Raw genomic sequence first — 26,971 nt, 5'->3', positions numbered from 1 at the left:
ACCAGTCAACCTCCCCGCAGTACCCCCAGGCAATATCGGGTTTCGCAAACGCCGCCTGTGGGGTGCGGCAGCAGACGCCTACACTCCCGCCAACACAAGGAGATGCCATGAGCCAGGAGCCCAACTCCCAAGCGGTCAAAAACGAACTGAATGCGCTGGCGCAGGCGTTCTTTCGCGCCGTCTCGTTTGAGCCGGGCAGCGTGCCGCCTTACGATGACATTCACGCGCTCTTCATCGACGCAGGCCTCCTGATCAAGAACACAGGAACCGCACCCGAGATTTCCAGCGTGCGCGAATTCATCGCGCCGCGGCAGGCCATGGTGGACAGCGGCGGCCTCACGCGCTTCAGGGAATGGGAGCTGTCGGAAACCACACAAATCTTCGGCAACATTGCCCATCGCTACAGCGCTTACGGCAAGGCCGGCACGATGAACGGCGAGGCATTCGAGGCGCGCGGCATGATCTCGACGCAGTTCGTCAAAACGCCTGAAGGCTGGAAGATGAGCGCGATGGCCTGGGACGATGAACGGCCCGGCCTGCACTTGCCTGATTGACCTGCCACTCAGGGAGGCATCAGCCCCGCATTGACCACCACCTCGTCCAGCGCGGCGAAAGTCATGTTGTGGCGATCCGTCAGCGGCCCACCGCCGGGCACTACATGGCCGTCTGCGGTGTAGCCAATGGCCTTGAACTTCCACACGCCGCCAATCAGTTTGAGCTGGCCCACCAGCTCGCCGCTGCTCAGATGAACACTCACCACTTGTTCGTTGAGTTTTTTGAACGTCAGGGGCATCAGCATGAACCTTTCAGGGCGACTGGTCGCCGAGTATTGCACTGACAATAAAAAAGCGCCCGGAGGCGCTTTTTTATTGGCGATGTTGAAGTGAATTACTTCGCCACCACGCGGACCATTTCGAGGCACTTGTTGGAGTAGCCCCATTCGTTGTCGTACCAGGCGACGACCTTGATGAAGGTGCCGTCGAGCGCGATGGACGCATCGGCGTCAAACACGCTGGTGCAGGTCTCGCCGCGGAAGTCGGTGGCAACGACCTTGTCTTCGGTGTAGCCCAGGATGCCCTTGAGTGCGCCTTCGCTTTGCGCTTTCATTTCGGCGCAGATTTCCTTGAGCGTGGCTTCCTTGTTGAGCTCGCAGGTCAGGTCAACCACCGACACGTCGGAGGTGGGCACGCGGAAGGACATGCCGGTCAGCTTCTTGTTGAGCTCGGGGATCACCACGCCCACAGCCTTGGCAGCGCCGGTGCTGGAGGGAATGATGTTTTCCAGGATGCCGCGGCCGCCGCGCCAGTCTTTGTTCGACGGGCCGTCCACGGTTTTCTGCGTGGCGGTGGCCGCGTGCACGGTCGTCATCAGGCCGCGCTTGATGCCCCACTTGTCGTTCAGCACCTTGGCGATAGGCGCCAGGCAGTTGGTGGTGCAACTGGCGTTGGAAATGATGGCCTCGCCCTTGTAGGTCTTGTCGTTGACGCCGAAAACGAACATCGGGGTGTCGTCTTTCGACGGTGCCGAGAAGATGACCTTCTTCGCGCCGGCGGCCAGGTGCTTCTCACCGGAAGCCTTGTCGAGGAAAAGGCCCGTGGACTCCAGCACCACGGTGGCGCCGATATCGCCCCACTTGAGGTTGGCGGGGTCACGTTCCTGCGTCAGGCGGATCTTCTTGCCGTTGACGATCAGCGTGTTGCCTTCAACGGACACGTCGCCTTCGAAGCGGCCGTGCACCGAGTCGTACTTCAGCATGTAGGCCAGGTACTCAGGCTCGAGCAAATCATTGATGCCGACGATTTCAATGTCGCCAAAGCTTTTGATGGCCGAGCGAAACACGTTGCGGCCGATACGGCCAAAACCATTAATGCCAAGTTTGATAGTCATCTGCTGTTGCTCCTGGAAGTTGAAATCTTGTTGAATTGGGCGGCCGTGTCCGTTATCCGCGTGTTTACTTGCGCAGCACCTTGCGCACGGTGTCGGCCACATTCTCGGCGGTAAAGCCGAAGTGCTTGAACAGCACTGGCGCGGGCGCCGATTCACCGTAGCTGTCGATGCCCACCACGGCGGCGCAGCCGTATTTCCACCAGCCGTCCGTCACGCCCATTTCCACCGCGATGCGGGGGATGCCTTCTGGCAGCACTTCGGATTTGTACGCCGTTTTTTGCTTGTCAAACGTCGTGTTGCTGGGCATGGAGACCACACGCACGGCGATCTTGTGGGCGGCCAGCAGCTCTTGCGCCTTGAGCGCGAGTTGCACTTCAGAGCCGGTGGCAATGATGACGGCTTGGGCCTTTTTGTTCAGGCCCACTTCGGCGGGCTCGGCCAGCACATAAGCGCCCTTGCTGATTTCACCGAGGTCGTTCTTCGGTGCGTAAGGCAGGTTCTGGCGGCTCAGCAGCAATGCCGTCGGTTTGTTCTTGTTTTCGAGCGCGACGGCCCAGGCAACAGCCGTTTCAGCCGTGTCGCCCGGACGCCAGACGTCGAGGTTGGGAATCAAACGCAGGCTGGCCGCGTGCTCGATGGACTGGTGCGTCGGGCCGTCTTCGCCGAGGCCGATGGAGTCGTGCGTGAAGACGTGGATGACGCGGATCTTCATCAGCGCGGCCATGCGGATGGCGTTGCGGCTGTAGTCGCTGAAGGTCAGGAAGGTGCCGCCGTAGGGAATGAAGCCACCGTGCAGCGCGATGCCGTTCATGATCGCGGCCATGCCGAATTCGCGCACGCCGTAGTTGATGTGGCGCCCGCCCGCGCTCACGCCTTCGGCATTGGCCGTCAGCACGACTTCGCCGTTCATGTCAAAACGCAGGTTGGGCGTGGACTTGGTGTTGGTGAGGTTGGAGCCGGTCAAATCGGCCGAGCCGCCCAGCAACTCTGGCAGGCCGGCGGTGAAGGCTTCGAGTGCGAGCTGCGAAGCCTTGCGGGAGGCCACGGTTTCGGCCTTGGTGTGCGCGCCGATGACGGTGTCGACAGCCAGTTGCGAGAAACTCTTGGGCAGGTCGCCCTTCATGCGGCGGGTGAGTTCGGCGGCGAGCGCGGGGTGCGCAGCTTTGTAGGCGGCAAATTTCGCGTCCCAGGCGGCTTCAGCGGCCAGGCCCTTGGCCTTGGCGTCCCACGCGTCGTAGGTTTCCTTCGGCACTTCAAATGGTGCATAAGGCCAATTGAGGGCTTCGCGCGTGAGCTTGATTTCTTCAGCGCCCAGCGGCTCGCCGTGGGCCTTGGCGGTGTTGGCGCGATTCGGCGAGCCTTTGCCGATGTGCGTCTTGCAAATGATCAGCGTGGGCTTGTCGCTGGATTTTTTGGCGCCTTCAATGGCCTGCGAGACCAGCTCGGCGTCGTGGCCGTCGATGGGGCCCAGCACGTTCCAGCCGTAAGCGGCGAAACGCACGGCGGTGTTGTCGATGAACCAGGGAGCGACCTGGCCGTCAATCGAGATGCCGTTGTCGTCATACAGCGCGACCAGCTTGTTGAGCTTCCACGCGCCGGCGAGCGCGGCCGCTTCGTGGCTGATGCCTTCCATCAGGCAGCCGTCGCCCATGAACACATAGGTGTTGTGGTCGACGACGGTGTGGCCTTCGCGATTGAACTCTTTGGCGAGCAGCTTTTCAGCCAGCGCCATGCCGACCGCGTTGGTCAGGCCCTGGCCCAGCGGGCCGGTGGTGGTTTCAACGCCGGGGGTGTAGCCGTATTCGGGGTGGCCGGGGGTTTTGCTGTGGAGCTGGCGGAAGTTCTTGAGTTCGCCAATGGGCAGTTTGTAGCCGGTGAGGTGCAGCACGGCATAAATCAGCATGGAGCCGTGGCCGTTGGACAGCACAAAACGGTCGCGGTCGAACCAGTTGGGGTTGTGCGGGCTGTGCTTGAGGTGGCTGCCCCAGAGGGCGACTGCCATGTCGGCCATGCCCATGGGGGCGCCGGGATGTCCGGAATTGGCTTGTTGAACGGCGTCCATTGCGAGTGCGCGTATCGCATTCGCCATCATTTGCGTATTGGCCATGTAGGCAGCTCCGGGAGGGGGAAAGATCAGGGGTAACCCGGTATTTTACCGTTTGGGCCCTCCCCACCGGTTTGGCGGGGGTTTGGCCCCGATTTGGCTGGACAGCACCCCGCCATGCACTAAAGTCAGGGGCATGCAAGGCCTTCACCTGACCGCCGACCTTTACAAATGCCGCTGCGACCCGGCCTGGCTGACCGACGCTACCCGACTGGGCGACTGGTGCGTGCAGGCCGTGCAGTCGGCCGGCCTGCAGGCCGTCAACCAGCTGTTTCACACTTTTCCAGACACCGTGCACGGCCCCGGGGGCATCACGGCCACCGTGCTGCTGGCCGAATCACATGTGTGCGTGCACACCTGGCCTGAGCAAAAAACGGTAACGCTGGATGTGTATGTGTGCAACTTCGGCGGCGACCACTCCGCCCGGGCACGCGGCCTGATGGACGCGCTGGTGCGGCGCTTTAACCCGGAATGGACCGAGCAGCGGTCGCTGGACCGGGGGGACACGCAGTAGGCCGGCTCACCACTTCTCGCGCACGGTCGTCAAAAAAAACGCGTTGAGGGTCGGCAGCACGGGCCGGAGATCATCGCGTTCCGGGATCGCCGCCTCCAGCCTGGCTAGCTCAACCTCAATAAAGGCATTGACTCGCGGGAAAGGCGCCGACAGGCCCAATTCAGGCGCGCCGCGTTTTTTCTCCAGCATTTCGGCGATGTCGGCGAGCAGGTCCGTCTCACCCTCGATCAGATGCAGCAGGCTGGCGAACTCGATGGGCGCGGCCGTGCCGTAGCGCTCGAGCCAGCGCACCGCAAGCAGCGGCCGCAGCACATAAAAATACTTCTTGAGCCTCACCATCTCGCCCTGCAGGTGTTCGCGGTAGTTGCCCTTGGCCGAACTGCGGTAATGGTGTATGCCCCGCTCGCATGAGTAGACCAGTGGCAACAACCGCCGCGCCTCTTCGGCAAATGGACCGTTTTCCATATATTTGATCGGCGACTGGATCCACTCGACAAATCCCGGATTCGACTTCCAGAACAGGCGCAACGCTTTGCGCAGGTCCCAACCGTTGAGGTCGATGTCGTCGACGATGGGGTACTCGATGACGTCACGGCGGTCCTCAAGATCAAGCGAGAGGTAGTCGTCGGCCGGCCGCGCGTAAATAAAGCGCACGTCGAAATCACTGTTGGGAGACGCAAACCCCCAGGCCCGGCTGCCGGACTCGATCGCCATCAGGATGCGCACACCGTGCTCCCGTTCGGTGGCCGCGAGGCGGCTCATGATTTCAGCGTGGATCTCGGGAGGAATCATCGGCAGGCTTTCGGATTTCGGTTCATCCATTCTGCATGAGCGGCCCCGTTAAACTGCCGTCATGCCCTCTGCACCCATCAAAGCCATGATCATGGCCGCCGGCCGCGGCGAGCGCATGCGCCCGCTGACCGACACCACGCCCAAGCCCCTGCTGCCGGTGCGCGGCAAGCCGCTGATTGACTGGCAGGTTGCTGCGCTGGTGCGCGGTGGTTTTACCGGCCTGGTCATCAACACGGCCTGGCTGGGTGAGCAGGTTCCGGCTCATTTTTCGGTGCTTTCTTCAAACCATTTCGGGCTGCATCCCAATCAGGACGGGCGCGAGCAGCTATCAATTTCATACTCACACGAAGGCGTGGATTTTGGCGGCGCACTGGAAACCGCCGGGGGCATTGCGCGTGCGCTGCCGCTGCTGGGTGACATTTTCTGGGTGCTGGCGGGCGATGTGTTTGTGCCCGGCTTTGAGTTCACCCAGGCCGCCGTTGCCCGGTTTGCCGCTGGCAACAAGCTGGCCCACCTCTGGCTGGTGCCCAACCCCGCGCACAACCCGAAAGGCGACTTTGGCCTCAGCCCCGACGGCCTGGCATTGAACCTGCCCAAGGACAACCCGCAGCCCAAATTCACCTACAGCACCATCGGCCTGTACCGGCGCGAACTGTTCGACAGCCTGCCCTTCGGCAACCCGCAAGGCCTGAAAGCCCCACTGGCACCGCTTTTGCGTACGGCGATGGACAATCAGGCCGTGAGCGCCGAGCTGTATGAAGGCGCCTGGACCGACGTTGGCACACCGGCGCGGCTGGATGAGCTGAACCAAACCACCACGACTTGAAGCAGAACACATGAGCACCACCACGATCTACGAAAAACGCCGCGCCGCCATTGCCCGCGCCCTGAAGGCGGCCGGCGGCGGCATCGCCCTGCTGCCCACCGCGCCCGAATACCCGCGCAACCGCGACAGCGACTTCCCCTATCGCCACGACAGCTACTTTTATTACCTGACCGGCTTCAGCGAACCCGACAGCTGGCTGGTGATTGAGGCCAGCGGCAAGACCACGCTGTTTTGCCGGCCCAAGGACCTGGAGCGCGAGATCTGGGACGGCATTCGTTTGGGCCCCAAGGCCGCGCCCGCCGCGCTGGGTGTGGACGCTGCCTTCAGCGTGGAAGCGCTGGACGAAAAAATGCCGCAGCTGCTGGCCAACCAGAGCGCCGTGTGGTTTCCGTTTGCCACGCACAAAGGCCTGGAAACACAGGTGGACGACTGGCTGAACAAGGTGCGCGCCCGCGTGCGTTACGGCGCCGAATGCCCGCAAAGCCAGCACGACTTGTGCAAGCTGCTTGACGAAATGCGGCTGGTGAAGGACAGCCATGAAGTCGCGATCCTCAAGCGCGCCGGCAAGATTTCGGCCGGTGCCCACGTGCGCGCCATGCAGACCTCGGCCGCCATGTTGCGTGACGGTGCCAACGGGAAACTAAAGGGCGGCCTGCGTGAATACCACCTCGAAGCCGAGCTGCTGCACGAGTTCCGCCGCCATGGTTCGCAGTTCCCGGCTTATGGCAGCATCGTCGCGGCCGGCGCCAACGCCTGCATCCTGCACTACCGCGCGGGCGACACCGAACTCAAGCCCGGCCAGCTGTGCCTGATTGACGCCGGTTGCGAGCTGGACGGCTACGCCAGCGACATCACCCGCACCTTCCCGGCAGACGGCAAATTCACGTCGGCCCAGCGCACGCTGTACGACATCGTGCTGGCCGCGCAAGACGCCGCGGTGAAAGTAACCAAGCCCGGCAAACGCTTTCTGGACCCGCATGACGCGGCGACGCGCGTACTGGTGGAAGGCATGCTGGACACCGGCCTGCTCGACAAAAAGAAGCACGGCAAGGTCGACGACGTGCTCGAATCCGGCGCCTACCGCCAGTTCTACATGCACCGCACCGGCCACTGGATGGGCATGGACGTGCATGACTGCGGCGACTACACCGAGCCTGGCAGCAAGCCGCGCGAAGAAAAAGACGCCCTGGGCCAGACCGTGATGCGCAAGCCCTCACGCATCCTGCGGCCCGGCATGGTGCTGACCATCGAGCCCGGCATTTATGTGCGGCCCGGCAAGAACGTGCCCAAGGAGTTCTGGAACATCGGCATCCGGATTGAGGACGATGCGCTGGTGACGGCCAAGGGGTGTGAGTTGATGACGCGGGGGGTGCCGGTGGATGGGGATGAGATTGAGGCGTTGATGAAGGGGTGATGGGGACGCTGCGGTTTGCCGCAGGGCCGGACGGGCGCCTCGATGCTATGTATTTGATAGCTGCTGGCGCATATGCCCATTGGGCTAGAGGCCAAATATCTCCTGAAAATGGGCCAGAAACAGGCCCATTTTCATTTTGGGGCGTCAAAAACTGCCTCCGAGCGCATTTTGGGGGGGTCAGCAGGCCTTGTTTCAGGCATCGAAAGCGCGTTGGATCCAATAGGGACGAGCGCAAGCAGCTATTTAATTGATAGCGCCGTGTTTCTTGTTGTGTTCGAATTGAACTCGCTTAAAGGTGGTTCTTGTTCCAGCTTGGGCTCACTCTGCTGAGGACTGCTGGCCGGGGGTTGCCCGGCGGCAAGTAACTTTCTTTTGCGTCGCCAAAAGAAAGTCACCAAAGAAAAGGCGACCCTGCTGTCTGCGACCCCTGCGCTTCGCTCCGGGGCAACCTGCGGTGCTCGGTTCAGGCGGGGTCTCGCTCGAACTCGCCTTCGGCTCAGACAATCGCGATCCCTGATCCGCCTGAACCTGCGCTCCTCGGCGCAGACAGAAGGGGCAACCGGGTGCGGGAACCGAATACCGAAATATCAGGAAACCAATACCAACAAGGACACGCCATGGCGTGTCCTTGTTTCTTCAGGTATTCGGGGTTTTGTCTTTGGCTGTTTGGTATTCCTGTCTCCACCCCCTTGTGGATGCGCCGAGGAGCGGAGGACCAGACGGATCAGGGCAAAAACTTGTTTGAGCGAAGCGAGTTGTTTTTGACCCCGGCTGGACCGAGCACCGCAGGTTGCCCCGGAGCGAAGCGCAGGGGACGCAGGAACCAGGGTCGCCTTTTCTTTGCTTACTTTCTTTTGGCGAAGCAAAAGAAAGTGAGTTGCATGCCGGGCAACCCCCGGCCAGCAACCCTCAGCAAAGAACACACCGCCGGAGCAACCCCCAGCCAAAAACAATACTCAAACCAAACCCGACCCCCGCCGATGCCCCTGCGTAAAAGCCTCCTCAAACACCGAATACCCCGATAAATCACTGTGCGCAAAATGCAGCCGCTGCCAGGGCGCCTGCAAACGCCCCTGCAGCGCCCGCAGAGCCGCACTGCTGCGCACACCCGACACCGGCGTGCTCATCGCGTGACCATAGCGCATAACGTCCATGCGCGTGACCTTGCCGGGCAAATCAGGATGCGGCACCGACAGCTCGGCCAGCACGCTGTCGCGCCAGTGCGTCCAGGGCTTCTCGTACAAGGCTTTGCGGCCTGCCGGTTCAATGCCGAAGGCGCGGTAATACGTGAGTACCGTGGCGCCGGGCACGGCCTGCAGGCTCTGATGCATGGCGTCGACGTAACCCAGGCCTGCCTGCGCGGCGCTGTCTGATGCGTCCCCGCCGTAGATGACGTTGTCCCAGCTGGGTGCGGCACCGGGCCGGTCGTGCAGCGCGGCCTGGATGTGCAGGTTGGCGACCAGCCAGGGTGCGTGACGCAGCTGGCCGGCGGCTTCGCGCAATGCGGGCGGCGGGCTTTCCACCACACGCGCCGCCACAAACAGGGGCATGGCCAGGATGCACTGGTCGGCCTGCCAGCGCTCAATGACCTGGGTCGCGGCATTGAAGGCGTCAACCTCCACACCATGCCGGCCCGCAGCCACGCGAACCACGGTGCGGCCGGCGTACAGGCGTTCACCGAGTGGTGCAGCCAATTGGCGGGTGAGCCAGCCATTGCCCTCGGGCCAGGTGAGCACACCCGCTTCGCGCTCCGCAGAAGCTGCGTCGCCGGGCGCCTGAAAGCCATGCCGGCTGGCGAAGTAATGGATGCCGGCCCAGGCCGATACGGTGTCCAGGCCCGCGCCGTAATCGTCGCGGCAGCAATAGTCGAGGTACCAGCGCAGTGGCGTACTGGTGAGTTGCTGCTGGTCCAGCCATGCCTTGAACGTCACGGCATCCAGCGCCCGGTGTTGCGGTGCCAGGGGTACTCCGGCAACAGGAATCTGGAATGCGGCCACAGACGAGGCCTGCTGCACCAGCGCCGCAAAACGCCGGTATTCAGCCAACACGCCAGCGTCCACATCCTGCAGCGGCAGCAGCCCTTCCTGCCACTGGCCGTTGATGAACAGCCGCTCCTGCGGGCTGTGGCACAGATGGCGTTCGTCGTACACCCAGCGGCCGGCCACACGCTGGCGCAGTGAAAGTTCTTCGAGTAAATCCTGCACGTCACGCGCCGCATCCCCGGGCACCGGCAGGTAATGCGCGCCCAGCGGGCAGGGTACGCCGTTGACCAGGCCCGCGCGGCTGTTGCCGCCGGCCTGGTCTTCCAGCTCCAGCAGCGCGAAGTCCTGCATGCCGCGCAGGCGCAGCGCACGCGCCGCCGCCAGGCCGGCAACACCGCCACCGGCAATCAATACGCGGGTGCGCCGGGTGACGGACGGGGCCGGCCAGGCACGGGCCCTGCCGGTCTCGTCAGGCCGAAGCAGATGGCCGCGCTCATGGTTCGCACCCACAAAAACGCCTTCAACGTGCGTGGCCTCCTTGCAGCCCAGCAGCGGGAGTGCAGAGGCGGCCAGGAAATCCCGGCGCTTCAATGCAGCACCTTGCCCCATTCCTGCTCGTAGCTGTGCACCAGTTCCTGGCTGGAGAGCCGGTTCACGGGCGCCGGCACGCGTGCCATGTCCACAGGGAAATCAAACAGCAAGGGCAGGGTCTGCGGGTCCAGAAAACGCAGGCCGGCAGGCAGGGTGCCCATTTGCGTCGTGGGGCTAAAAGGCCGCCGGCTGGCGACCACAAAACCCCATTCGCCAAAACTGGGCACATTGGCGTGGTAGGGGGCGGCCTTGAGCCCGACGGACTCCAGCGTACTCACCACCGTCCAGTAGCTGCGCCGCGCCACCAGGGGAGACGTGGTCTGGATGACGGCATACCCGCTGGCCGAAAGGTGCTGGTCGAGCAGCGCATAAAACGAGTTGGTGTAGAGCTTGCCGATGGAAAAATTGGTCGGGTCGGGGAAGTCCACAATGATGATGTCGAACATGCCGGCGTTTTTGTCCAGCCACTGGAAGGCGTCGGCATTCACGACGCGCACCTTGGGTGACAGCAGCGCGTCGCCGTTCAGGCGCTTTAAGGCGGGCTGCTGGCTGAAGAGCTGCGTCATGGCCGGGTCCAGCTCTACCAGCGTGACGCTTTCCACACTGGGGTATTTCAGGACTTCGCGCACCGCCATGCCGTCGCCGCCGCCCAAAACCGCTACCGTCTTCGGCGCACCGTGTGCGCTCATCACGGGGTGCACCAGCGCTTCGTGATAGCGGTATTCGTCACGCTCGGCAAACTGCAGGTTGCCGTTGAGGAACAGGCGGTGGCCGGCGCGGCCGTTCGTCACCACGATGCGCTGGTAGGGCGTGGTGGCGGTGAAGATCACACGGTCCTGGTAGAAATGGTCTTCGGCCAGTGTGGTGATCTGGTTCGCACCCACAAAGCCGGCGCCCAGCACGCTCAAGACCCCCAGGCAAGCCAGGGCATGCGACTTGACGTGCCGCAGCTCATGGCGGAACAGCCACAGCGCCCACACCGCGACAGCCGCGTTCATGAGGCCAAACAGCAGGCCGGTGCGGATCAGGCCCAGATGCGGCACCAGCACCAGCGGAAATGCCAGCGACACGGCCAACGCGCCCAGGTAGTCGAAGGTGAGCACCTGCGACACCAGCTCCTTGAGTGCAACGTTGCGCCGCAGGATGCGCATGACCAGCGGAATCTCCAGCCCCACCAGCGTGCCCACCAGCAGCACCATGGCGTACAGCAGAAAACGGAAAGCGCCGGGCACATAGGCATTCGCCAGAAATAGCGTGGCAGGCAACGCACCGCCCACCAGCGCCACCATCAATTCAATGCGCAAAAAATGGGCCGGCAACTGCCGCTCGAAAAACCGCGACAGCCACGAACCAATGCCCATGGCGAACAGGTAGCTTCCGATGATGGTGGAAAACTGCAACACCGAATCGCCGAGCAGGTAAGACGCCAGGGCGCCCGCGGCCAATTCATACACCAGTCCGCACGCCGCCACCACAAAGACGCTGGCCAGCAGCGCGACCTCAAGAGGGCGCGGTGTGGCAACGGTGGAGGGGGGCTTAGTGTTCAAAACGAGGGTGCCGATGGATGGGATATGCAGAACTGCGATGCGAAGCGAGCCGGTATCACGACGGCGTCAAGGGCGTAGCGAGCGAGCTGCGGGCAAGGCGGACGGCGCACAGGAACCGGAATGTACCTGCGGGTACATGAGGATTCCGAGCACCGGCCAACGCCGCCCCCAGTTCGCGCAGTAGCCGGGAACTATCCGTGGATGGCGGCGGCTACTATTACGCAGATGCCTAACGCCATGGCAGCAACCACCAGCGCCAGCGCCACGTTCTGCTTCTCGACAATCTCCAGCCACAGGTCGTACGGTGTCATTTTGTCAATGATCACAAAGCTCAGCCAGAAGATGATCACGCCGATCAGCGCGAACAAAATCGAGCCGAGGAATGCGGCGGGTTTAAGCCATTCAAGTCCCATGATGTTCTCCAGAAAAAATCTGCCAGGTTGAATAGAAAGGGGCCGGCTTCATTTATGGCCGCCTCCGCCGGAAAATCCACCGAATGAGCCGCCTGAACTGCGCGAGCTGCTGGACGAAGAACAGTTCTCGACATTCGGGTCGCAGCGCGAGCAGCGTGTGACCAGCAACAGAACCACCAGTATCACCAGCACCACCACAACAATGGTGCCGCAACCCATGCCCGACGCACTGCTCAGGGGCTTGGCATCCGCGCGCTTGAAGAGGTCTTTCTTGCCTTCAAGCTTGAAGGCCCTGGCGATCAGTTCGCCGTCCAGCTTGCTGCCGCTGGACCAGGTGACTTCGTTCGGCGCCTCTTCCTGGGACAGCAGCGCGCTGCCGCTGGCGAAATCGCGGTTAAAGGTTTTTTGCCCGCGCTGAACCTGCCAGTAGAACTCGCCGGCAGCATACGTCGTCTCGGCGCGGTAGCTGCTTTGCAGGCGGTAGGTGGTCTTGAGGTAGGTGGCGCTGTCGCCACCCGTCTTGAAGGTGGGCGCGCCGGTCAGGGGCTTGACCACGCTCCAGCCGTCGGTGGCGTCCACCAGAAAGGTAAAGCCGCGCTTGCGGTTGTAGAGCAGGTATTCATCCCAGCCGAAGTGCTCGTCCGGGTCGTCGGGCTCGTACCCCATGCGGTGCTGGAACCCGACGACCTGCCATTGCGTGCCCAGCAACTGGCCCGTGCTTCCCAGCGCGATCAGCGGGGCCACCGGTTCGTCCTGGATCGCATGCTGAAGCGCGGCGCCTGTGCCTTGGCTCAGGTCGATGAGGCTGTTGCAGGAACTGCAGGTGATGCTTTTGCTGGCAGCCAGCGTAACCGCCACCGTCGCTCCGCAGTTGGGGCAGCTGAATTGCCTGCCGCTTTCTTCCTTGGCAGACTCGTCCTTCAGGCCAGCCAGCTTCAACTCGTCAAGCAGTACCGAGCGGCCCACCGACAGCGCCGGCGCGCCGCCACCGGATGCCGTGCCGTAGTCGACGCTGAGTACATCGCCATCCGTGCTGCGCAATTCAACCACGGCAAAAGGCATGCCCAGCGCCGGCAGGCGCGGCAGCTCGCCCTGTGCCGACAGCAGCACAACGCTCTCGTTGGAGGCCACACTGAAGGGCTTGGCATTGATCGCCGTGGTGGCGCCGATGCGAAAGTTTTCTGCGGGCGGTACGGCGCGCTGCAGGCTGGTGGGCCGGCTGAAAACATAAGCGCCGTTGTCCTCGCTCAGGAAGGCCGCGCCGCCGTCGTCCAGGATGGCGTACCACTCGGTCCAGGTTCCCTGGGCGTACTTGTATTGCAGCCGGCCGACCAGTGTGAAATTGCGGCCCTGCCAGACCCCGGAGGCCTGCAGCTGCAGGGGGCTGAAGTCGTTGAACAGTTCAGCCATTTTGCCGATGCGCGACAGCGTGTCACCATCGCGCACGACAGTGCTCTGGCAGTAGCCGCACACCGCATGGGTGGACTGCGCGCTGCGGAATTCAACAGGCGCACCGCAGCCGGGACACGGCGCGCGGTAGGCGCGTTGCTGGGTGACGTCAGTCACAGCAGATGAAGCTCAGTGCCGGACAGAAGGCACGCGCAGCGAAGGGCCGCCCCGAGCAAGCGACGGCCCCCCCGGGGGGCAGCGTAGTACACGAAGTGACAAGCGTGGGGGCCACATACTTAGACCAGTTTTTTTAGCAGCTCGGCCTTCTTGGCGTCGAACTCTTCCTGTGTGAGGATGCCCTTGGCCTTGAGTTCTCCGAGCTTCTCGAGCGTGGCCATGACATCGTCTGGCTTGACCGCCGCAGCCGCTGCGGCCGAAGCCGCCTGGGCTGTGTTGCCCTGCAGGCCCTGCTGCAGGTTTTGCGCCAGCACCTGGCCCAGCGCCACACCGGCACCCAGGCCCATGGCGTCACCGGCAATACCGCTGCCGCCCCCGCCGCCTTCGGCGAACTTCGGGATGGCCTGCGCCGTCTGGTACTGCATGAACTTGCCCATGTCGTTGCCGACCATGCCCATGCCGATTTTCTGGTCGAGGATTTTTTGCAGCTCTTCGGGCAGCGAGAGGTTCTGCACCGTCATGCCCTCGAGCTTCAGGCCGATCTTGGCAAATTCGGGCACGAGCTGCGCCGCCAGCGCCTGTGCAAACACGAGCTGGTTCGCGGCCAGATCGAGGAAGGCAATGTCGCTGGCTGCAATGGCGGCGGAAATGTTCTGCAGCACCAGACCCCGCAGCTGCCCGTCAAGGTCGGCCGTGGTGTAGCGGTCGCGTGTGCCTGAAATTTCGGTATGGAAAAGCTTGGGGTCGGCAACACGGAAGTTGTAGTTGCCGAAGGCGCGCAGCCGGACAGCACCGAAGTCCTTGTCGCGAATGGTGATGGGCTGGGGCGTGCCCCACTTCTGGTCGATCTGCTGGCGGGTGCTGAAGAAGTAGACGTCGCTCTTGAAGGGAGACTCAAACAGCTTGTCCCAGTTCTTGAGGTAGGTCAGCACCGGAATGGTCTGCGTCGTCAGCTTGTACATGCCGGGACCGAACACATCGGCGATCTTGCCCTCGTTGACGAAGACCGCCATTTGCGATTCGCGCACGGTGAGCGAGGCGCCGTACTGGATCTCCATGTCGGCCATCGGGAAACGCCAGGCCAGTGTGCCGTCGTCGTCCTCGGTCCACTGGATGATGTCGATGAACTGTTTCTTGATGAAGTCCATTAAGGCCATAGCGCGCTCCCTTGAGTGGTTGTCGGCCACATGATACCCGCCGATAACGACGTTTTTACGTTATTTACTGGCCCTGACCGCCTCCAGCGCAGTTCAGGCCGCGGCCCTGCTCCGCGCAGTCCTGCAGGACCAGCCCGGCACTGCGCGGATCAGGGAACCCAGCCAGGCGGAAAGTCGGCACATCGGCCGCAACGCCGCCTTCGGCATCCTTGATGCCGGCGGCGCGCAGGGACTGCTGACGGCGCTCATCGCCTTCCAGGACTGGCAGCGCCGTACCGTTCACAATGCGCGCGTCACCGGTACGCTCCGCGGTACTGGCAGGGGCCGGCGTGATATTGGCTGTCGTGGCGGCCGTCGCATTCTGCAAGGTGTAATTGCCGGCGTCGGCACCTGACAGGGTGATGCCGGTAATGCTGACGGGCTTGCCATTGCCGACGGCAGGCGAATCGAAGTTTCCGGTAGCCGCCCCCACGGTGAGAACGTCCGCGCCTATGCGCCCGGTAAACGCAGCACCGCCCGTTGCCAGCGTAGCTGATGTGGTGCCGTCCTGCACCTTGTTCGCGGCGGTGATGCCGCTGACATTCGCAATCGAAGCCGGCGTGATATTGGCCGTGGTGGCGGCCGTGCTGTTGACGCTGTAGTTGACCGCATCGGTGCCGGTGATGGCAATACCGCCGACGTTGACGGTTTTACCCACGCCCGCATTCTTGTCGGCAAAGCTGGCCGAGGTGTTGCTGGCCGCGAGTACATCGCCGGCGACCCGGTTGTCGGCCAGTGTCACGGTTGCGGCAGTGCCGCCGTCGTACACCTTGTTTTGGGCCGTGGCACCCACCGTCAGGGCGCGTTGCGTGATGTTGGCGGTGGTGGCGGCCGTGGTGTTAAACGTGTAGTTTCCGGCGTCGGTGCCGGTGACGGCTATGCCGCTGACGTTCACCGTCTTGCCGGTGCCCACATTCTTGTCGCCAAAGCTGGCAGCCGTGTTGGTGGTGGCGAGCACGTCGCCGGCAACACGGTTGTCGGCAAGCGTCACGGTGGCGGCGGTTCCGCCGTCATAGACACGGTTTTGGCCTGTGGCGCTGACCGTGAGGGCTCGCTGCGTGATGTCGGCCGTGGTGGCGGCCGTGGTGTTGTACGTGTAGTTCCCGGCGTCGGAGCCGGTCACGGCAATGCCGCTGACGCTCACCGCCTTGCCTGTACCCACATTCTTGTCGCCAAAGCTGGCAGCCGTGTTGGTAGCCGTGAGCACATCGCCGGCGATCCGGTTGTCGGCAAGCGTCACGGTGGCAACGGTTCCGCCGTCATACACACGGTTCTGGCCGGTTGCGCCGACCGTGAGCGCGCGCTGCGTGATGTTGGCAGTGGTGGCTGCCGTGGTGTTGGCGCTGTAGTTGCCCGCATCGGCGCCGGTGAGGGCAATGCCGCTGACGTTCACGGTCTTGCCGGTGCCGACGTTCTTGTCGATAAAGCTCGCGGCGGTATTCGTGGCGGTCAGCACATCGCCGCTGAGGCGGTTGTCGGTCAGCGCGACGGTGGCCGCAACGCCGCCGTCATAGACACGGTTCTGGCCGGCGGCGCTGACCGTCAACGCGCGCTGCGTGATGGTCAGCGCGCCATTGGTCAAGGCCAGGGTGTAGTTTTCGCTGTTGGTACCTACGCCGGCAGTGATAGCCACCGGTCCGGCCACCACAGCTGTCCGGTCAACGGCTGTGGTGGTGTAGTTCACACCCAGGCTGGCGATGGTGTCGCCGTCGATCAGCCCGCTTACCACCCCGGTCAGCAGCGGGTTGGTGTCGCCATACACCTTGGTCTTGTTGTCGGCCGTAACCGTCAGGGTCGGCGCGACGCGGTAGAGGAAAGTATTTGCGCTGCCGGCCGGTACATAGCTGGCGTCGCTGTTGTAGCGCTTGCTGTAGCCGGCAACGCCCTCAAGCGTGGTGCCGGGGTCGCCGCTGTAGACCAGGTAGCGGCCAGATGCGGCCACGATGCCGCCCGCGCCCACATTGTTGACGAGCTGGCCGCCGGTGCTGACGCCGGCCGCATTGGCGCTGCCGGCCTTGAGGACGACGGCATCGCCGGTGGCGGAAGAATTCACGGCATTGTTCAACGTGAGATTTGACGCCGCGCCGGTGGTTTCAATTTTGACCGCGCCGGTGGCCGTTACGCCTGCTGTCGCGCCGACCGTGCCCACAACCAGTGCGCCGGCCTGCCTGTAGTCCACGCTGCCGGTGCTGGCGGCGAGCGTGGTGACGGCATTGCCCGCGTTTGCCAGGGTATAAGCACCCGTTCCCCCCGTCAGCGCGAGCCCTGAAGCCAGGATGGCGCCAGACTGGCTGACAGCCCCGCCTGCAGACAGGGTGGCATTGCCGGTTGTCGCAACGGCAGCCACGTCGAATCCGGCCGCGCTGCTGTACTGGATGGCCCCCGCCGCATTGGCCGTGTCTGCGGCATTGCGGGCCTGCAGGTTGATGGCGGTGCTGGTGTTGCCGCTGTTGTTGAGCGTGATGCCACCGCCGGCGTTGACCAGCGTTTTGACCTGCAGCGTGCCGGCCGTGATGTTGCCGGTACCGGCCGTCTGGGTGACCGCGCCCAGTGCTGTCAGGTTCAGTGTGCCGCTGCCGAGGTTTGAGGCCGTGCTGCCCACACCCAGGTTGACGGCGCCCGCGCTGCGCACGAAGGCGTTGGCATTGCCGGTGGTGTTGACGCTCAGGTTGCCGGCCCCCACGTCGATGCCGTTGCTGGCGTCGGTGCCGATCTGGCCGTTGGCATTGAGGGTGAGGTTCTGCGCGGTGATGGTTTGCACGCCCACATCGGTGATGGAGCCGGCATTGAGCGTCAGGGTCTTGCCGGCCAGGCCGACCGCGCCGCCTATGGTCATGGCGCCAGTGCTGGCCGTATCGCCGATGACGATGGGGCCGGTGGCGCCCGTGGCGAAGGCGCTGACTTCCGCGGCCGTGAGGTCAAAGCCCGAAGCGCCCGACAGGGACATGGTGCGGCTCGCGGTTTTGGCCTTGAGCGTCAATGCGCCACTGGTCGCCAGCGCGTTGTTGCCTGTGTTCGCGGCGATGGCGACCGTGTCGGCCGTGATCGTGATGGGCCCGCTGCCGGCAACCACGTCGACGTTGTTCTGCGTGTACGTGCCGGTGCCGGTGTCTATGGCGACAGCGTTGTTGACGGTGCTGATATTGCCAGCCACCGTTGTGCTGTTGTTGCCGTTATTCAGCGTGAAGCCGCCCGCCGCCGTGATGGCATTGAGGGTGGCGATGTTGTTGGCCTGGGTGCCGAGGTTCAGCGAGCCTGCACCCGTGCCGGCCACTGCCAGTGAGGCCGCCGTCACAGCGCCCGACTGCGTGATGTTGCCGCCGGATTGCAGCGTCAATGCCCCTGTGGTGTTGACAGCGGCCACGTCGAAGCCGGTGGCGTCGCGATAGCTGACTGCCCCATTGGCATTGGCCGTGTCGGCGGCATTGCGGGCCCGTAGATCGACCGTGGCGACCTCGTTGCCGGCATTGTTCAATGTGATGTTCGCCGTGCCGGCGGACAGCGTTTTGGCCACCAGCGTGGGCGCGGTGATGGCACCCGTCTGGGTGATGGTCGCGCCGGCCACCACTGTCAGGCTGCTATTGGCAACGGAGGTACCCAGCACCACGGCATTGGCATCGCGCAGCGAGACGTTGTTGCCGCTGGTGACGGCCACGCTGGAGAAGTTGTTGGCCGCATTGGCCAGCGTGATGTCGTTGGCTGCGCCGGCGGCCAGCGTGGTGGCGCCTGTGACCGTCACCGCGCCGGTCTGTGTGATGGCGCCGGCCGTATTCAGCGCCAGAGAACCCGACACCACTGAGGTCCCCATCACCAGCGCATTGCTGTCGGTGATGCTGACGTTATTGCCCGTGGTGACAGCCACCGCCCCCGTGAAATCGTTGCCGGCATTGGTCAGCGTGATGTTGTTGCCGGCGCCGGCCGCCAGGGTGGCGGTGGTCGCCTTGATGGCGCTGGTTTGCGTGAGTGCGCTTCCGGCCGTCAGGGCCAACGCACTGACGTTGAGCGCGCCATTGAGACTGATGTCGCCAGTGTCGGCGCCGGCGGTGGTGGCCGTCAGCGAGGTGGAACCGGTAACGCCCACCGAGGCACCGCCCATGGCGCCCACGGCGATGTCGTTGGCGGTCACGGCCAGCGCCGACAAGGCCAGGCTGGCGCCCGTGGTGCCGGCAATGCTCACGTCGCCGTTGCCTGCCTGCAGGATCAGCGTACGGCCCGAGGCCTGGCTGTTGACCGCTCCGTCGAACTGGATATTGGCGCCGGCACCCGCGCCGGCATTGCCGCCGCGTGAGTCCACAGTGATGCTGGCCGTATTGAGCAGTGCGTCATCCTTGATACGGACAACGCCGCCAGCACCGGAGACCGCGCCGCCGACCTGGTTGCCACCCAGCGCAGTAAGCCCGCCGGCAAGGGTGATGGTGGGCGTGGCGCCCGCTGCGTCGAGTGTGATGGCGCCTGCGTTACCGCCCGCCGCCACGCCTGTGCCGCCGTTGCCGCCGGTGGTGGTGATGGCGGCGACCGATACATTGCCGCCGGTGGAAGCCATCGACACCGCGGCGCCCTGACCGCCGGCCTGGTTGCCGCCCGCACCGTTGCCGCCAACGGCGCTGATTGCACCGGTGCTGCTGATGGCCCCCGTGGAATTGACGGTGACCGCGCCACCATTGCCACCCGAGCCGACGGTGCTGCCGTTGGTGCCGTTGGCCGTGATGGCCGCCGTGGTGACGCCCGCGCCGGAAATGTCTACCGTGCCGGCATTGCGCCCGTTGGCCGGGCCGGCAGTCGTGCCGCCGCTGGTGACTATGGCGCCAACCGCCACTGCGCCGCCGGATCCGCTAACGCTGATGTTGCCGCCATGGCCCGAAGTGCCGCCCGTAGTGGTCAGCGTACCTGCCGTGAGGTTGCCAGCCGTGTTGCTTAGGGTAATGCTGCCTGCCGAGCCGCCTGCGCCCGTGCCGGCTGCATTGCCGCTTTGCGCAGCCAGTGCACCCACCGTGACAGCACCCGCAACGGTGTTAGCCACGCCGATGCTGCCCGCATTGCCGCCGTCGCCGTTGGTGGTTCCGCCCGCACCCCCGCTGGCCGTCATGCCTGCGGTAGTGACCGCCCCCGTGGAGGTGATGCTGACGGCGCCGCCGCTGCCGCCCTTTTGACTGGACGTGGCCGCCGCCGCGCCGCCGCTAGCGGTGATGGTGCCGGTGCCCATGTTGAGGCCGGCGCCGCTGATGGTGACCGTGCCGGCATCACGGCCTGCCAGACCGCTGACCGTGGTGCCGCCGCTGGCGATGATGTTGTTGTTGAGCACTGACACCTGGCCGGCAGCAGAAAGGCTGACGTTGCCGCCGTTGCCCTTGACACCACCGGTGGTGGTGACGGCCCCGGTGGACAACGTTCCCGCTGCGGCGGTGTTGCTCACGGAAACACCGCCGGCCGTGCCGCCCGCGCCGGCGCCCAGCGCGTTACCGGTTTGCGCCGTCAGCGTTCCGGTGGTGATATTGCCGCTGCCGCTGTTGTTGACCGTGATGCTGCCGGCATTGCCACCGGCCGCATTGGTGCCGACCGCTGCGCCGCCGCTCGCCGTGAGATTGGTGAGCGTGAGGCCGTTGTTGCCGGTAATGGAAATCGCCGCACCGTTACCGCCGGCCTGGTCACCCGTCAGCGTGCCATTCGTGCCGCTGGCGGTCACGGTGGTGCCGGTCAGCAGGCCTCCTGTGGCCTGCAGCGTGACGGAACCTGCGTTGCGTCCCGCCGTGCCCGCGTTGGCGGTGCCGCCGCTGGAAACAACCGCGCCTGTCGTCAAAACGCCGGCCGTCGAGGTGACGCTGATGTTGCCGCCGTTGCCGTTGGCGCCACCCGTGGTGGTAAGCGCACCGACTGTCAGCGCCGTTCCGTTCAGCGTGATACTGCCGGCCGTGCCGCCGGCGCCCGTTCCGGTGGCGCCACCCGTTGAGGCCGTCACTGCCGCGGTGCCCAACGTGCCGCTGCCCGTGATGCTCACCACACCGGCATTGCCGCCGGCCTGGTTGGTGCCCAGGCCCGCGCTGCCACTGGCGCTGACCAGACCCGTGACCGAGCGGTTGACGCCCGTCACCGTGATATTGCCCGCATTGCGGCCAGCGCCGGTGCCACCGGCCAGCGCCGTGCCGCTGGTGTTCAGCGTGCCGGTGACCGTCACGCCGCCCTGCGAGGCCAGTGCGACCGAGCCGCCGTTGCCGCCTGCCGCGCCGCTGCTGTCTATCGCACCGGTCCCGATGTTGGCGCCTGCCGCGTTGTTGGTCACGCTGATGCTGCCGGCCGCGCCACCGGCGCCGGTACCCACTGCCGCGCCCGTACGTGCCGCGAGCCCACCCAACGCAATCGCGCCTGCCGTTGTGGAATTGTTCTGCACGGTGATGCTGCCGGCATCACCACCGTCACCGTTGGTGGTGCCACCCGCGCCGCCGTTGGCGGTGAGAGCGCCGGCGGTCACGGCATCGGTGGTCGTGATGCTGACGGCCGCGCCGCTGCCGCCTTTCAGGTTCGACGTGGCAGCTGCCGCGCCACCGCTGGCCGTGATGGTGCCCGTTCCCATATTGAGGCCGCCGCCGCTGATGGTGACGGTGCCGGCGTTACGGCCGGCCTGGCCGCTGACCGCAGTGCCGCCGCTGGTGGTGATGTTGTTGTTGATGATGGACACCTGGCCCAGTGCCGACAGATTGACATTGCCGCCGTTGCCCTTGACACCGCCGCTGGTGAGAATGGCCGCGGTGGACAAGGTACCGCCGGCCGCCGCGTTGGCCACGCTGACGCTGCCGGACGTGCCGCCTGCACCTGTGCCCACCGCATTGCCGGTTTGCGCCGTCAGCGTTCCAGTGGCGATATTGCCGCTGCCGCTGTTGTTGACCGTGATGCTGCCGGCATTGCCGCCGGCCGCATTGGTACCCACGCCTGCGCCGCCGCTGGCCGTGAGGTTGGTCACCGTGATGCCGCCGGTGCCGGCAAGGGAAATCGCCGCGCCATTGCCGCCGGCCTGGTCGCCCGCCAGTGCGCCGTTGGTACCGCTGGCCGTAATGGTCGTGCCGGTGAGCAGGCCGCCCGTGGCCTGCAAGGTGACCGCTGCTGCGTTGCGACCCGCCGTACCGGCATTGGCCACGCCACCGCTGGTATTGATGACGCCGGCCGTCAAAACGCCCGCCGTGGACGTGACACTGACGGCGCCGCCGTCGCCGTTGGCGGTGCCTGTGGTCGTCAGCGCGCCAGCTGTGACGGCGCTGCCCGTCAGCGTGATGCTGCCGGCGTTGCCGCCGGCGCCCGTTCCTGTTGCGGCACCTGTTTGGGACGTGATGCCGACCGCGCCAAGTGTGCCGCTGCCGGTGATGCTCACCGCGCCGGCGTTGCCACCCGCCTGGTTGGCACCCAGCCCCGCGCCGCCGCTGGCGGTGATCAGGCCCGTGACCGAGCGGTTGACGCCGCTCAGGGTAATGTTGCCGGCATTTTTTCCTGCGGCGGTCACCCCAGCGCCGATAGCACCGCCGCTGGTGTTGATCGTTCCGCCGACCGTGAGAGCGCCCTGCGAACTCAGGACGACGTCGGCGCCGGCGCCGTTGGTGCCGCCATTGGCCGTCACAGCCCCTGCGATGGAGAGGGCTTGCCCGGCCGCGCTGTTGGTCACCTGCACAGCGCCGGCGGTGCCGCCCGTGCCGGCGCCGAAAGCAGCCCCGCTGTTGGAGCTCAGTGCTCCCAGCGAGATGGCGCCAGTGGTGGCCGAATTGTTGATGACGGTGATGCTGCCCGCGCTGCCGCCGTTGGCCGGCGTGGCAATGCCCGCACCGCCCGTGGTGTTGATGGCGCCGGCGGTGATGCCGCCCGCGGCAGCCGTGATTTGCACATTGGCGCCGTTGCCGCCGCTTTGGCCGGCGCCTATGCCTGGCGTGCCGTTGGCCGTGATGTTTCCGGTACCGGTGCTCACGCTTGCGCCTGAGAGCGTGACGGTGCCGGCATTGCGGCCTGCATTGCCCGTCAAGGTGACGCCGCCGGCCGTATTGATCGCGCCTGCAGCACCAGTGGACAGCGCACCCTGGGCACTCAGGGTGACGGCACCGCCGTCGCCTTTGGTGCCGCCGGTGGTGGTGATGCCTGCCGTCGTGACATTGCCGGCCGCTGCCGTATTCGTGACGGCGACGCTGGCCGCGGTGCCCCCTGCGCCCGTGCCGATTGCATTGCCGGTTTGGGCCGCCAGGGTTCCGGTGGTGATGTTTCCGCTGCCGCTGTTGTTGACCGTGATACTGCCGGCATTTCCGCCGGCAGCATTGGTGCCCACACCCGCGCCGCCGCTGGCCGCGAGATTGGTGACGCTGATGCCACTGTTGCCGGTAATGGAGATCACCGCACCGTTGCCGCCGGCCTGGTCGCCCGCCAGAGTGCCGTTCGTGCCGCTGGCGGTCATGGTGGCGCCGGTCAACAGACCACCCGTGGCCTGCAGCGTCACCGTTCCGGCATTGCGCCCGGCCGTTCCCGCATTGGCTGTGCCGCCGCTGGAAACGATCGCGCCTGTCGTCAAAACGCCGGCCGTCGAGGTGGCGCTGACAGTGCCGCCGTTGCCGTTGGCACCGCCCGTGGTCGTCAGGGTACCAGTGGTCACTGCCGTGCCGTCCAACATGATGCTGCCTGCTGTGCCGCCCGCGCCGGTGCCCGTCGCTGCACCGGTTTGTGCTGCGATGTTGTTCGTGCCCAGGCTGCCGCTGCCGGTGATGCTCACCACGCCGGCATTGCCACCGGCCTGGTTGGTACCCATCCCTGCACCGCCGCTGGCGGTGATGGCACCGGTGACGGCGCGGTTGACGCCCGTGATCGTGACGTTGCCGGCGTTCTTGCCTGCTGCGGTCATACCGGTACCCAACGCGCCGCCGCTGGTGGTGATCAGCCCGCTGACGGTAAGGGCACCTTGTGAGCTCAGGGTGACATCGGCACCGGCGCTGTTGGTGCCGCCGTTGGCCGTGATGGCCCCCGTGGTGAGGCCTTGCCCGGCCGCATTGTTGGTCACCTGCACGGCACCGGCCGTGCCGCCAGCGCCGGTCCCGAAGGCCGCTCCGCTGCTGGAGCTCAGCCCTCCCAGTGAGATGGCGCCCACCGTCGCCGAGTTGTTGACGACGGTGATCGTGCCCGCATTGCCGCCGCTGGCCAGGGTGGCAATGCCCGCACCGCCCGTTGTATTGATGGCACCGGCTGTGATGGCGCCCGTGGCCGTGACTTGCACATTGGCGCCATTGCCGCCATTTTGGCCAGCGCCTATACCCGGCGTGCCGTTGGCGGTGATGTTGCCCGTGCCGGTGCTTACGCTTGCACCCGAGAGTGTGACGGCGCCAGCATTGCGGCCGGCATAGCCTGCCAGCGTGACGCCACCGGCCGTGTTGATGGTGCCAGCAGCGCCGGTGGACAAAGCGCCCAGCGCACTCAGGTTCACGGCGCCGCCGTCGCCTTTGGCTCCGCCCGTCGTGGTGACTCCCGCGGTCGTCAGGTTGCCCGCGGCAGCCGTATTCGTCACCGAAATGCTGCCGGCCGCACCGCCGGTACCGGTGCCCGTGGCCGTGCCGGTCTGTGCGGCCAGCGCGGCGGCAGTGATGTTGCCGGTACCGCTGTTGGTAACCGTGATGGTTCCTGCATTGCCGCCCGACGCATTGGCGCCCACACCGGCCCCGCCACTGGCGGTCATGGCTGCGCCTGCGATGCCGCCCGCGGCGACTATGGAGACTGCGCCCGCGTTGCCGCCGTTGCCGGCCGTGTTGCCGGCCGTGCCGCTGGCCGTTACAGCGCCCAGCGCGGTGATGGCGCCGGCCGCCGTGATGTTGATTGCACCGGCATTGCGGCCTGCAGTGTTGGCCAGTGCCGTGCCGCCGGTGCTGGTGACGGTGCCCGCGCTCAGTGCACCGGCGGAATTGAGCGTGATGGCGCCGCCGTCGCCGTTGTTGCCGCCCTGGGTGGTGATGTTGCCGGTGCCCAGGCTGGCGCTGGCCACGCTGTTGGTCACGGAGATGCTGCCGGCCGTGCCGCCGGCGCCGGTGGTGACCGCATTGCCGGTGCTGGCGGTCAACCCGCTCACAGCGACGTTACCGGTGCCGCTGTTAGCCAGGATGATGCTGCCCGCGTTGCCCCCGGCCGCGATGCCCGTCGTGCCAGCGGCACCGCCGCTGGCCGTGAGGGTGCCTGTGCTGGAGATGCCGCCGGTGGAGGTAATGTTGATACTGCCGCCCGTACCACCGGCCTGTCCAGCCCCCAGCCCGGCGGAACCGCTGGCGGTGATGGCGGCGGTGGTGACACCGGCGCCCGAGATGCTGACGGCCCCGCCGCTACGGCCTGGGTTGCCGGTTGTGGCAGGGCCTCCGATGGCGTTGATGGCCCCGAGCAGGTTGACAGTGCCCGTAGCGTTGAGGGTGACGTTGCCGGCATTGGTATTGCCGGCGCCTGTGGTGGTGATGCTACCGGCCGCGGTGCTGGTGATATTGGCCGCCGAAAGATTCACGCCGCCGGAAGCCGTTAGTGCGGCATTGAGGGCAATCGTGTTGCCAGCTTCAAAGCGGACCTTGTTGCCCGCCGTCATGGCCAGTGCGCTGGCCAGCGTGATGTTGCGCGAGGCCTGGAGGTACAGCTCGCTATAGCCGGTAATGTCGGCGATCTGGATGGTGTACGTGCCCGTCGGGCTCGGTGGATCGAAGAGGGCCACGTCGGGCGTGCCATCGGCATTGTTGGGCGGTGAGGACTGTATGGTGGTGTTGATGTCGATGTCCTGCGGATCCAGCAGCACCCTTCCGCCAGTGCCGGCCGGCGCGGTCACGTCGATACTGCCGCGCAGGTCCAGCTGCTGCTTGCCCGAAACCTCGACAAAGCCGCCGTCACCACCGTTGGCGCCGCCGCGCGCGCTGATGGCGCCGCTGTGGCGCGTGTCACCGTCGGCCCAGACCACCACTTTTCCGCCTTTGCCGCTGTCTGTCGCGTCGGCCCGTATCGATGCGCCTGCGGCCACATAAGTGCGTGAAGCATTCTGGACGGCCGCATTGCCGCCCTGGTAATCGCCGCCCACCAGCGCGGTGCCGCCGCCGGCTGCGCCGGAGACGTCAATGGCAGCACCGGTGTCCAGCGCCACCTTGTCGCCCAGCACCTGCACCGTGCCGCCGCTCTGGCCGGCCACCGTGCCGCTGGCGTCGAGCGTGCCCGAGACATGGACCACGCCCGTGCCACCGCCGCTCAGCACAATCGTGCCGTTGCGCTCCACGGCGGAGTTGGCGCGGATGACGCCGGACTGGTTGATGACGGTCGCCATGGCATCGCCCATGGCACTGGCCAGCACGGCAACCCGGCCGCCCGTGGCCGTGATACTGCCGCTGTTGGTGATCGCGGCCTGCGCAGCCGCGGCGTCCACCGAGAAGCGCACCAGGCCCACACCCGAGGTGTCGACCGACACACGCGAGCCCGCGAGCAGGCCGACGGAGCCGGCTTCGGCGCTGATGGCGCCGGTGTTGGTGACCTGCGGCGCAGCCAGCAGCACGTAACCGCCGCGCGCGGCGGTGATGCTGCCGTGGTTGCTGACGGCGCCCGCGCCGCTGCCGCTGAAGCTGAAGCTGTAGCGGCCGGCCATGAAGTCGCCGTTGCCGATGTCGAGACTGGAGGCGACGAGCCCACCCACATTGACCTGCGCCCCCGGGGCGAACATCACGCCGGACGGATTGATCAGGAAGACCTGGCCGTTGGCGCTCAGCGAACCGAAGATGGATGAGGCACCGTTGCCGATGACGCGGTTCAGCGCGACGGACGAGGCGCCGGGCTGCACGAACTGCATCGATTGCCCCACGCCGATGTTGAAGCTTTGCCAGTTCAGCACCGCCTTGTCGCTGGTCTGGTTGACCACCATGGCGTTGGCCGACGGCGTGCTGACGCTGGCCTGGCCTCCCACCACCTGCGCGCCTTCAGGCAAGGCGATGGCCCAAGGCGAGACAGCCGCCAGCAGTGTTGCAAGCAGGCGCGACAGCCTGCGGTCGCTGCGGATGCGGTAAGTGGCCGAGAGCTTGCGCGACAGGCGGACCACCACCGTACGCACGGACCAGGGGCGGTAGGGGGCGTGAGCGGAAGAAGTGGGGGCGGTCATGATGGGTATGCAGAGCAGGGAGTG

14 protein-coding genes and 1 other RNA gene are annotated in these 26,971 nt (G+C 65.4%); 4 read left to right on the top strand and 11 right to left on the bottom strand.

Going from position 1 to position 26,971, the window contains the following annotated elements; all coding sequences use genetic code 11:
- Nucleotides 1-107 precede the first annotated feature (107 nt).
- The gene (locus AC1DU8_RS21080; RefSeq protein WP_477667082.1) at nucleotides 108-554 is read left to right on the top strand and encodes a hypothetical protein; all 447 of its coding nucleotides are present in this window, start codon (nucleotides 108-110) and stop codon (nucleotides 552-554) included.
- An 8-nt stretch (nucleotides 555-562) separates the two neighbouring features.
- Here AC1DU8_RS21080 and AC1DU8_RS21075 read toward each other — a convergent pair whose 3' ends face one another.
- From AC1DU8_RS21075 to tkt, 3 genes are all read right to left on the bottom strand, one after another.
- Nucleotides 563-793: a hypothetical protein gene (locus AC1DU8_RS21075; RefSeq protein ID WP_477670487.1), complete on the bottom strand. Its 231-nt coding sequence runs from the start codon at nucleotides 791-793 to the stop codon at nucleotides 563-565.
- Nucleotides 794-888: 95 nt separating this feature from the next.
- Entirely contained in the window at nucleotides 889-1,887 is a 999-nt protein-coding gene (gene gap / locus AC1DU8_RS21070; RefSeq protein WP_457281959.1) for a type I glyceraldehyde-3-phosphate dehydrogenase, read from the bottom strand.
- 64 nt (nucleotides 1,888-1,951) lie between these two features.
- Nucleotides 1,952-3,994 (bottom strand): transketolase, encoded by a 2,043-nt coding sequence (gene tkt / locus AC1DU8_RS21065; protein ID WP_477667080.1) that lies wholly within the window; start codon nucleotides 3,992-3,994, stop codon nucleotides 1,952-1,954.
- 133 nt (nucleotides 3,995-4,127) lie between these two features.
- Between tkt and speD the strand changes: the two genes are divergently transcribed.
- Nucleotides 4,128-4,505, top strand: a complete 378-nt coding sequence (gene speD / locus AC1DU8_RS21060) for an adenosylmethionine decarboxylase (protein ID WP_477727213.1) — start codon at nucleotides 4,128-4,130, stop codon at nucleotides 4,503-4,505.
- Nucleotides 4,506-4,511: 6 nt separating this feature from the next.
- On the opposite strand, the gene AC1DU8_RS21055 is transcribed toward speD, so the two are convergent.
- Nucleotides 4,512-5,327 carry a nucleotidyltransferase domain-containing protein gene (locus tag AC1DU8_RS21055; protein ID WP_457281955.1) on the bottom strand — a complete coding sequence of 272 codons (816 nt, stop codon included), beginning with the start codon at nucleotides 5,325-5,327 and terminating at the stop codon, nucleotides 4,512-4,514.
- Between the two features lie 31 nt (nucleotides 5,328-5,358).
- On the opposite strand from AC1DU8_RS21055, the gene AC1DU8_RS21050 reads away from it, so the two are divergent.
- Both AC1DU8_RS21050 and AC1DU8_RS21045 read left to right on the top strand, forming a co-directional pair.
- Entirely contained in the window at nucleotides 5,359-6,123 is a 765-nt protein-coding gene (locus AC1DU8_RS21050; protein ID WP_477727212.1) for a nucleotidyltransferase family protein, read from the top strand.
- Between the two features lie 10 nt (nucleotides 6,124-6,133).
- A complete protein-coding gene (locus tag AC1DU8_RS21045; RefSeq protein ID WP_477727211.1) occupies nucleotides 6,134-7,537 on the top strand; it encodes an aminopeptidase P N-terminal domain-containing protein in 1,404 nt (467 codons plus the stop codon).
- A gap of 956 nt (nucleotides 7,538-8,493) precedes the next feature.
- On the opposite strand, the gene AC1DU8_RS21040 is transcribed toward AC1DU8_RS21045, so the two are convergent.
- The 7 genes from AC1DU8_RS21040 to AC1DU8_RS21010 all read right to left on the bottom strand — a co-directional run bounded on the left by AC1DU8_RS21040 (nucleotide 8,494) and on the right by AC1DU8_RS21010 (nucleotide 26,947).
- Nucleotides 8,494-10,128 (bottom strand): FAD-dependent oxidoreductase, encoded by a 1,635-nt coding sequence (locus AC1DU8_RS21040; RefSeq protein ID WP_477727210.1) that lies wholly within the window; start codon nucleotides 10,126-10,128, stop codon nucleotides 8,494-8,496.
- Entirely contained in the window at nucleotides 10,107-11,657 is a 1,551-nt protein-coding gene (locus AC1DU8_RS21035; RefSeq protein ID WP_477667076.1) for a polyamine aminopropyltransferase, read from the bottom strand. The genes AC1DU8_RS21040 and AC1DU8_RS21035 overlap by 22 nt, the downstream gene beginning before the upstream one ends.
- Before the next feature lie 62 nt (nucleotides 11,658-11,719).
- A non-coding RNA gene (locus AC1DU8_RS21030) (sX9 sRNA) lies at nucleotides 11,720-11,795 on the bottom strand.
- A 53-nt stretch (nucleotides 11,796-11,848) separates the two neighbouring features.
- Nucleotides 11,849-12,070 carry a DUF350 domain-containing protein gene (locus AC1DU8_RS21025; protein WP_007871890.1) on the bottom strand — a complete coding sequence of 74 codons (222 nt, stop codon included), beginning with the start codon at nucleotides 12,068-12,070 and terminating at the stop codon, nucleotides 11,849-11,851.
- Between the two features lie 48 nt (nucleotides 12,071-12,118).
- On the bottom strand, nucleotides 12,119-13,636 hold the full coding sequence (locus tag AC1DU8_RS21020) for a DUF4178 domain-containing protein (RefSeq protein WP_477702526.1): 1,518 nt from the start codon (nucleotides 13,634-13,636) through the stop codon (nucleotides 12,119-12,121).
- Nucleotides 13,637-13,755: 119 nt separating this feature from the next.
- Nucleotides 13,756-14,793 (bottom strand): SPFH domain-containing protein, encoded by a 1,038-nt coding sequence (locus AC1DU8_RS21015; protein ID WP_457281947.1) that lies wholly within the window; start codon nucleotides 14,791-14,793, stop codon nucleotides 13,756-13,758.
- Nucleotides 14,794-14,857: 64 nt separating this feature from the next.
- The gene (locus AC1DU8_RS21010; protein ID WP_477727209.1) at nucleotides 14,858-26,947 is read right to left on the bottom strand and encodes a YDG domain-containing protein; all 12,090 of its coding nucleotides are present in this window, start codon (nucleotides 26,945-26,947) and stop codon (nucleotides 14,858-14,860) included.
- Nucleotides 26,948-26,971 lie beyond the last annotated feature (24 nt).

The sequence above is a fragment of the Polaromonas sp. P3_A5 genome (assembly GCF_056403055.1).
This window is presented reverse-complemented; position numbering and strand designations above follow the sequence as displayed.

What these genes read in the sequence shown, in the direction of transcription:
- AC1DU8_RS21080 (WP_477667082.1), top strand. Translation starts at nt 108, where the DNA reads ATGAGCCAGGAGCCCAACTCCCAAGCGGTCAAAAACGAACTGAATGCG.
- AC1DU8_RS21075 (WP_477670487.1), bottom strand. Translation starts at nt 793, where the DNA reads ATGCCCCTGACGTTCAAAAAACTCAACGAACAAGTGGTGAGTGTTCAT.
- gap (WP_457281959.1), bottom strand. Translation starts at nt 1,887, where the DNA reads ATGACTATCAAACTTGGCATTAATGGTTTTGGCCGTATCGGCCGCAAC.
- tkt (WP_477667080.1), bottom strand. Translation starts at nt 3,994, where the DNA reads ATGGCCAATACGCAAATGATGGCGAATGCGATACGCGCACTCGCAATG.
- speD (WP_477727213.1), top strand. Translation starts at nt 4,128, where the DNA reads ATGCAAGGCCTTCACCTGACCGCCGACCTTTACAAATGCCGCTGCGAC.
- AC1DU8_RS21055 (WP_457281955.1), bottom strand. Translation starts at nt 5,327, where the DNA reads ATGGATGAACCGAAATCCGAAAGCCTGCCGATGATTCCTCCCGAGATC.
- AC1DU8_RS21050 (WP_477727212.1), top strand. Translation starts at nt 5,359, where the DNA reads ATGCCCTCTGCACCCATCAAAGCCATGATCATGGCCGCCGGCCGCGGC.
- AC1DU8_RS21045 (WP_477727211.1), top strand. Translation starts at nt 6,134, where the DNA reads ATGAGCACCACCACGATCTACGAAAAACGCCGCGCCGCCATTGCCCGC.
- AC1DU8_RS21040 (WP_477727210.1), bottom strand. Translation starts at nt 10,128, where the DNA reads ATGGGGCAAGGTGCTGCATTGAAGCGCCGGGATTTCCTGGCCGCCTCT.
- AC1DU8_RS21025 (WP_007871890.1), bottom strand. Translation starts at nt 12,070, where the DNA reads ATGGGACTTGAATGGCTTAAACCCGCCGCATTCCTCGGCTCGATTTTG.
- AC1DU8_RS21015 (WP_457281947.1), bottom strand. Translation starts at nt 14,793, where the DNA reads ATGGCCTTAATGGACTTCATCAAGAAACAGTTCATCGACATCATCCAG.
- AC1DU8_RS21010 (WP_477727209.1), bottom strand. Translation starts at nt 26,947, where the DNA reads ATGACCGCCCCCACTTCTTCCGCTCACGCCCCCTACCGCCCCTGGTCC.